Source organism: Corallococcus sp. AB045, assembly GCF_003668895.1.
Lineage (GTDB): Bacteria > Myxococcota > Myxococcia > Myxococcales > Myxococcaceae > Corallococcus > Corallococcus coralloides.
The window spans coordinates 26,348-33,100 of record NZ_RAWN01000102.1 but is presented as its reverse complement, the minus strand read 5'-3'; the positions used below and the strand labels follow the sequence as shown (position 1 = coordinate 33,100).

At 68.1% G+C, this 6,753-nt stretch carries 5 protein-coding genes; 1 reads left to right on the top strand and 4 read right to left on the bottom strand.

The annotated features are described in order from the left end of the window. Window positions 1-121: 121 nt before the first annotated feature. From D7Y21_RS23300 to D7Y21_RS23290, 3 genes are read right to left on the bottom strand one after another with little or no spacing between them, the layout of a single operon-like run. On the bottom strand, window positions 122-685 hold the full coding sequence (locus D7Y21_RS23300; RefSeq protein ID WP_120565954.1) for a MarR family winged helix-turn-helix transcriptional regulator: 564 nt from the start codon (window positions 683-685) through the stop codon (window positions 122-124). Then, entirely contained in the window at window positions 685-3,834 is a 3,150-nt protein-coding gene (locus D7Y21_RS23295) for an efflux RND transporter permease subunit (RefSeq protein WP_120565955.1), read from the bottom strand. Before D7Y21_RS23295 ends, D7Y21_RS23300 begins: the two co-directional genes overlap by 1 nt. A 36-nt stretch (window positions 3,835-3,870) precedes the next feature. Beyond that, the gene (locus tag D7Y21_RS23290; RefSeq protein ID WP_120565956.1) at window positions 3,871-4,971 is read right to left on the bottom strand and encodes an efflux RND transporter periplasmic adaptor subunit; all 1,101 of its coding nucleotides are present in this window, start codon (window positions 4,969-4,971) and stop codon (window positions 3,871-3,873) included. Between the two features lie 332 nt (window positions 4,972-5,303). Here D7Y21_RS23290 and D7Y21_RS23285 point away from each other — a divergent pair, with 332 nt between their 5' ends. Next, on the top strand, window positions 5,304-6,443 hold the full coding sequence (locus D7Y21_RS23285) for an acyl-CoA dehydrogenase family protein (protein ID WP_120565957.1): 1,140 nt from the start codon (window positions 5,304-5,306) through the stop codon (window positions 6,441-6,443). Here D7Y21_RS23285 and D7Y21_RS23280 read toward each other — a convergent pair whose 3' ends face one another. Further along, window positions 6,444-6,731 carry a hypothetical protein gene (locus tag D7Y21_RS23280; protein WP_120565958.1) on the bottom strand — a complete coding sequence of 96 codons (288 nt, stop codon included), beginning with the start codon at window positions 6,729-6,731 and terminating at the stop codon, window positions 6,444-6,446. Window positions 6,732-6,753: the final 22 nt, after the last annotated feature.

Genomic DNA, 6,753 nt, shown 5'->3' with positions numbered 1-6,753 from the left:
CCCATGTTCCCCTCCTTCGTGGCCCTGCTCAGGCCAAGCCCGAGCAGGGCCACGAAGGAGGGGAACATGGGCGCGGGCAGTGTCGCAGCCCGCGCCCATCCACGCACCTGTGGCGCCCTTTTCAGCGCGGCGGAGCGGCGGCCTTCATCCGGGCGAGCATCCGCTCGATGATGCCGAACAGCGCCTCGCGGTCATCGTCGGGAAGCAGGCCCATCAACCGCCGGATGCCCGCGTCCGTCATCAGCTGGATGACCTTGTAGATTTCACAGCCCCGGTCGGTGAGCTTCGCGGTGACGGCGCGGCGGTCCTCCGCGTCCCGGCCGCGCTCCACCATGCCCATGTCCTCCAGGCGGTCCACCACGCCGGTGATGGTCTTCTTGGTGATGCCGATGCGCTGGGCCAGCACCCCCACCTGGATGGGGCCGTCCATGCCCAGCCACCCAAGCGCGTGCACCTGGGTGGGGGTCAGCCGCATGTCGTCGCAGAGGCTCGCCAGCGGATCTCTCAGGGAGCGGAAGTGGGCCAGCTCCCGGATGAGCCCCATGAAGCGGCGTGAGTCCGGCGTGGACTGGTCCCCTTCCTGGAGCAGGCGCTCCATCACGGCCTTCTCGTCGGCGGCCTCGTCCTTCCCCTCGGAGCGCACTTCGGATTCCGAGGGGGAGGTGATGGAGGTGGGGCGGCGCATCAGGCCGTCTCCACTCGGGCCGCGGCCGCCGCGGCCTCCCGCTCACGGTCCTGGTTGGACGGACCGTGCGCCGTGCCGGAGCCACCCGCGAAGCCGGGGTCGCTGCCCTTGTTGCGCTTGAAGCGCGCGGCCAGCTGATCCAGCAGCGAGTACACCACCGGCACCACGCCCAGCGTGAGGAACGTGGAGGTGATGAGGCCTCCGATGATGGTGATGGCCATGGGCGCGCGCGTCTCCGCGCCGTCGCCCTTGGCGATGGCCACCGGGATCATGCCGGCGATCATCGCGATGGTCGTCATCAGAATCGGGCGCAGACGCACCGGAGCGGCCTCGAGGAGCGCCTCGTGCGCCGTGCGGCCCTTCTCACGGACCTGCAGCGTGAAGTCCACCAGGAGGATGCCGTTCTTCACCACCAGACCCATAAGCATGATGACGCCGATGAGGGCGAACATGGACATGTACTGGCCGGTGATCAGCAGGCCGCCAATGGCCCCGATGAAGGCGAAGGGCAAGGACAGCATGATCGTGAACGGGTGGATGAGGCTTTCGAACTGCGCCGCGAGAATCATGTAGATGAGGATGATGCCCAGGAGCAGCGCGGTGCCGAACGCGGCCACGGACTTGCCCAGCTCCTTCGCGTTGCCTTCCAGCTCGCCCGTGACGCTCTTGGGCAGCTCCTTGGCGGCGTAGCCCTGCATGTAGGTGATGGCGTCGGAGAGCGCGTAGCCCTCCTTCAGGTTCGCCAGCATGGTGACCTGCCGCTTCTGCGCCTGCCGGTCAATCTGCACCGGCCCCTCCGCGGGGACGATGCGGGCCAGGTTGCGCAGCTCCACCAGCTGCCCCGTGGGGGCGCGCACGGCCAGCTGACCGAGCGCGTCCGCGGAGGCCAGCGTCTCCGGAGGCAGGCGCAGCTTCACCTCGTACGTCTCACCGCCCTCGCGGTAGTCCAGCACCTTGTCGCGGCCCAGGTAGGAGCGCAGGGTGGCGCCCAGGGACGCGGCCGGCACGCCCAGCGTGGCCGCGCGGTCGCGGTCCACCTGCACGTCGTACTGCGGCTTGCCGGAGCGGTACGTCATGTCCACGTCGGTGAGGCCCGGGTTCTGGAGCATCGCCTGGCGCATCTTCTCCGCGGACTCGGTCAGCTCCTTCCAGTTGTCGCCGCGCAGGTTGAACTGCACCTGCTGCGAGCGCGCGCCACCACCGGACACCGCGGTCACGTCCTGCACCGCCACGGTGATGCCCTTGGGCGGGTGGATGTTCTGGCGCAGGTAGGCCTTGAGCTCGCTCTGCTTGAAGGCGCGGTCCTTCACCGGCATCAGGTTGATGAGGACCTCGCCCTTGTGGACCTCTTCCTGCACGCCGCCGCCCGCGGTGGTGAACGTGGAGGAGATGCCCGGCAGCGCCCGGACCTGGGCCGCGAAGGTGTCCAGCTGCGTCTGGGTCTCTTGGATGGTGGACCCGATGGGCAGCTCCACCGTCAGCTTGATGTTGCCGTTGTCCTGCTCCGGGATGAACGTGAACTTGAGGAAGCGGGCCAGGCCGAAGGTCGCGAAGAGCACCACCACCGCGACGAGCATCGTCAGGGCGCGGTGACGGAGGATGCCACCCAGGATCTTCCGGTAGCCGTTCTCCATGCCCACCAGCACCTTCTCCACCGCGGCGGAGATGCCCGTCGGGTGCCCGTGCTCACGCAACAGGCGCGAGGACAGCATCGGCGTGAGCGTCATGGACACCACGTAGGAGATGAGCGTGGCCACCGCCACCGTGACGCCGAACTGGTAGAAGAACTTGCCGATCATGCCGTCCATGAAGGCCACCGGGATGAACACCGCCACGATGGCCAGCGTCACCGCGAGCACCGCGAGGGCAATCTGTCCGGCGCCCTCCAGCGCGGCCTGCATGGGCGAGGCGCCCTCTTCCATGTGACGGACGATGTTCTCGATGACCACGATGGCGTCGTCGATGAGCAGACCGATGGACAGGGTCAGCGCGAGCATCGTGATCATGTTGAAGGTGAAGCCCAGCGCCGCCATCACCGCGAACGTACCGACCACGGACACCGGCAGCGCGATGGCCGCCACGATGGTGGAGCGCAGGTTGCGCAGGAACACCAGCACGATGAGGACGGCGAGCACGCCGCCCAGGATGAGGTCCTCCTGCACGGCGTGGATGGACGAGCGGATGAACCGCGCGTTGTCCGTCACCGTCTCCACCTGGACGCCGGCGGGCAGCGACTTGTTGATGTCCGCCAGCGACTCCTGCACCAGGTCCGCCACCTGCACCGTGTTGGAGCCGGACTGCTTGCGCACCACCAGCGCCACCGCGCTGCGCTCGCCGCTCTTCGCACCCGAGCGCTGCTCCGCGGGGCCGTCCACCACCTCCGCGATGTCGCGCACGCGGATGGGAGAGCCGCCCGTGCTGGTGATGATGATGTTCCGGATGTCGTCCACGCTCTTCGCTTCGGACGTGAGGCGCACGATGCGCTCACGGCCGCTGTCCATGCTGCGGCCACCCGGCACGTCCAGGCTCTGGGCCTTGAGCGCCTGGCTGACGTCGCTGATGGCCAGGCCAAAGCCGCGCAGCCGGTTCGGGTCCACCACGAGCTGGATCTCCCGCTCCCGGCCACCGACGATGTCGATGCTGCCCACGCCCTGCTGACGCTGGAGGGCCGGCTTCACGATGTCATCCGCGACGCGCGTCAGCTCCTCCACCGGCAGGGCGCCCGCGAGCGCCAGCGTGATGATGGGGGCCGCGCCGATGTCGAACTTCTCCACGACGGGCGTCTCCACCTCGTCCGGCAGCTTGCTCAACGTGGCCTGCACGCGGTCGCGCACATCCTGCGCCGCGATGTCCACCTTGGTGGACAGCTTGAACTGCACGACGATCTGCGAAACGCTTTCGACGTTGATGGACTTGAGCGTGTCCACGCCGTTGAGCGTGTTGAGCGCCTCCTCCAGCGGGTCGGAGACGTTCTTCTCGATGGTCTCCGGGTCCGCGCCCGGGAGGATGGTCGTCACGGTGACGACGGGGAAGTCGACGTCGGGGAACTGGTCCACGCCGATCTTCGGATAGGCGAACAGGCCGAACACCACCACCGCCAGCATCAGCATGGCGGTGAAGATGGGCCGTGAAATGAAGGTCTTGAGCATTCAGGTACCCAGGGAAGAAGAGGGGAGGAGGGACCGCTACTGCGCGACGCGCACGGCGGTCCCCTCCTTGACGTCCAGCGAGGCGTCGGCGAGCACGCGCTCCTCCGCCGTCAGGCCCTGCAGCACCTTCACGTAACCGGGCAGCACGCGCTGCACGCGCACGTCGCGCTTGCGCACGGTGCCGTCCTGCACCACCCACACGAAGCCGTCCTGGCCCTTGCTGCTGACGGCCTGCGCCGGCAGGAACAGGCCGTTGCCCGCGTCGCCCGCGGCCTTGGAGAAGTCCATCTCCACCAGCGCGCCGGGGCGCAGCGGGTGCTCCGTCTTGCCCGTCACGTCCGCCAGCACCTCCACGGTGCGGCTCTGCGCGTCGATGACGGCGCCCACGTTGGCCACCTTCGCCTCGAAGCGCATGCCGCTGGGGTTCACGGTGCCCGGCGTCACGATGCCCGGCGTCACGTTGTCGATGACGGACTCCGGCACCATCATCCGGATCTCCAGCCCGTCCGTGTCCACGATGGAGAACACCGGGGTGGAGGGCGTCATCGCCACCGAGTCACCCACGTTCTTCGTGCGCGCGGTGATGATGCCGTTGAAGGGCGCGATGATGCTGTGGTCGCGCAGGTTCTCCACCGCCAGCCGGTACGCCGCGCCGGCCTGCGCCGCCTGGGCCGCGGCCTGCTTCTGGCCGATCTCCACCTGCTCCAGCGCGTTGGCCGCGACGCCGCCGGACTCGGCCACCTTGCGCGTGCGCTCCAGGTTGCTGGTGGCCAGCTGCAGCGCGGCCTCCGCCATGTCCTTGGCCGCCTTCGCCTGGTCCACCGCGATGGACACGTTGGACGTGTCCAGCTGCGCCAGCACGTCGCCCTTCTTCACCTTGTCGCCCACCCGGACGTTCACCTTCGCGAGCGTGCCCGTCGCCTGGGGACCCAACACGGCCTCCTGCTTGGAGCGGACCTGGCCCGTCACGCGCGTCACGTTCTGCTCCAGCTCCGTGGCCGGGGTGATCGCCTTGACGCCCAGCGCGTTGGAGCCTTCCTGCTGAGTCGGAAGCTGCGCCTTCTCCGCGCCCGCCTTCGAGCACCCCGCCGTCGACACCGCCACGGCCACCACGGCAGCCAAGATTCGCTGATTCACGCGTCCGAACTCCTGCCGGGTCGCCGGCGGGACACCCGCCCTGGCACCTGCTCCGGCTAATTCTTTGTGGGCTAGAAATTACCGACGCTCGATTATCTGTCAAGAGGATACTCCGGAGTGCGGACTATCCACTCCCCAGTCATCCCGCGGGGTTGGCCGCCTGCCCTCCAGGCCTTCAATCTTCTTCACAACACCGGGGCCAGCGCGCTGCGTCACCAGGAAGGCGGGCGCCGGGCAGGGAGGGGACGGGGCGCGTCGCTTGTGGCTGACGGCGGGCGCCTGTTATTGACTCGCGAATCAACCCGCAGCGGGACAACCCCCAAGGACTCGCGATGCTCAACCCGTTCACCGAGGAGCACGAGGCGTTTCGCAGGACGGTGCGCGCCTTCGTGGAGAAGGAGATGGCGCCCTACGGTCTGGAGTGGGACCGGGCAGGCATCTTCCCCCGCGAGCTGTTCAAGAAGTGCGGCGAGCTGGGCTTCCTGGGCATCAACCACGACCCGAAGTTCGGCGGCAGCGGCCTGGACTACTGGTACGTGACGGCGTTCGCGGAGGAGCTGTCGCGCAGCCGCAACGCGGGCGTGAACATGGCGCTGCTGGTGCAGAGCCAGATGGCCACGCCCATCATCAACGAGATCGGCACCGACGAGCAGAAGCGCGAGTTCCTGGAGCCCGCGCTCAAGGGCGACCGCATCGCGGCGCTGGGCGTGAGCGAGCCGGGGTGCGGCTCGGACGTGGCGAGCATCAAGACGACGGCGCGCCGTGACGGCGACGACTACGTCATCAACGGCTCCAAGATGTGGATCACCAACGGCACGCGCGCGGACTTCATCACGCTGGCGGTGCGCACCGGTGAGGATGGCTACGGCGGCATCTCGCTGGTGACGTTCCCCACGGACGTGAAGGGGTTCGGCGTCTCCAAGAAGCTGGACAAGATTGGCAACCTGTCCTCGGACACGGCCATCCTCTACTTCGAGGACTGCCGCATCCCCGCGCGCTACGTGCTGGGCGAGGAGAACCAGGGCTTCTACCACATCATGACCAACTTCCAGGGTGAGCGCCTGGTGGGCGCCATCACCACGGTGGGCGGCATGGACCGGATGCTGGAGGACGCCCTCCAGTACGGCAACGAGCGCGAGGCGTTCGGCCGGCCGCTCATCAAGTTCCAGGTGTGGCGCCACAAGTTCGTGGAGCACCTGACGGCGGTGGAGGCGGCGCGGCGGCTCAACTACTACGCGGTGGACCTCTACGACCGGAAGGAGAACCCGGTGAAGGAGATCTCCATGGCGAAGCTGTTCGCCGGAGACCTGGCCCAGCGCGTGGCCTACGACTGCCAGCAGTTCTTCGGCGGCATGGGCTACATCGAGGAGACGCCCATCGCGCGCATGTGGCGCGACGTGCGGCTCATCACCATCGGCGGCGGCACGTCCGAGGTGATGAAGGAGATCATCTCCAAGCTGTACGGCTTCTAGCTACTTCCTGCCGAAGAGGGCCTCCGCGGCGCTGAGCATCGCGTCGCGTGAGGCCTTCTGGTGCAGGCCGCCTTCGCCCAACTGGAAGAGCTCGCAGAAGTTGGCCTCGTCCTTGTCGCGGGGCGCCTCCGCGAAGGGCTCCTTGCAGGCCTTGGCCACGGACTCGTCGAAGTGCCGGCAGTTGCGGCACGAGCGCAGGTCCTCCTCACAGCCGGGACACGTGTCGCGCCGGCCGACTTGATTCGCGATGATGTCGAGTGCGTGTCCGCAGTGCGCGCAGCCGGGCATGGCGGTCCTCCCCGTCAGGACG

What these genes read in the sequence shown, in the direction of transcription:
- D7Y21_RS23300 (WP_120565954.1), bottom strand. Translation starts at nt 685, where the DNA reads ATGCGCCGCCCCACCTCCATCACCTCCCCCTCGGAATCCGAAGTGCGC.
- D7Y21_RS23295 (WP_120565955.1), bottom strand. Translation starts at nt 3,834, where the DNA reads ATGCTCAAGACCTTCATTTCACGGCCCATCTTCACCGCCATGCTGATG.
- D7Y21_RS23285 (WP_120565957.1), top strand. Translation starts at nt 5,304, where the DNA reads ATGCTCAACCCGTTCACCGAGGAGCACGAGGCGTTTCGCAGGACGGTG.
- D7Y21_RS23280 (WP_120565958.1), bottom strand. Translation starts at nt 6,731, where the DNA reads ATGCCCGGCTGCGCGCACTGCGGACACGCACTCGACATCATCGCGAAT.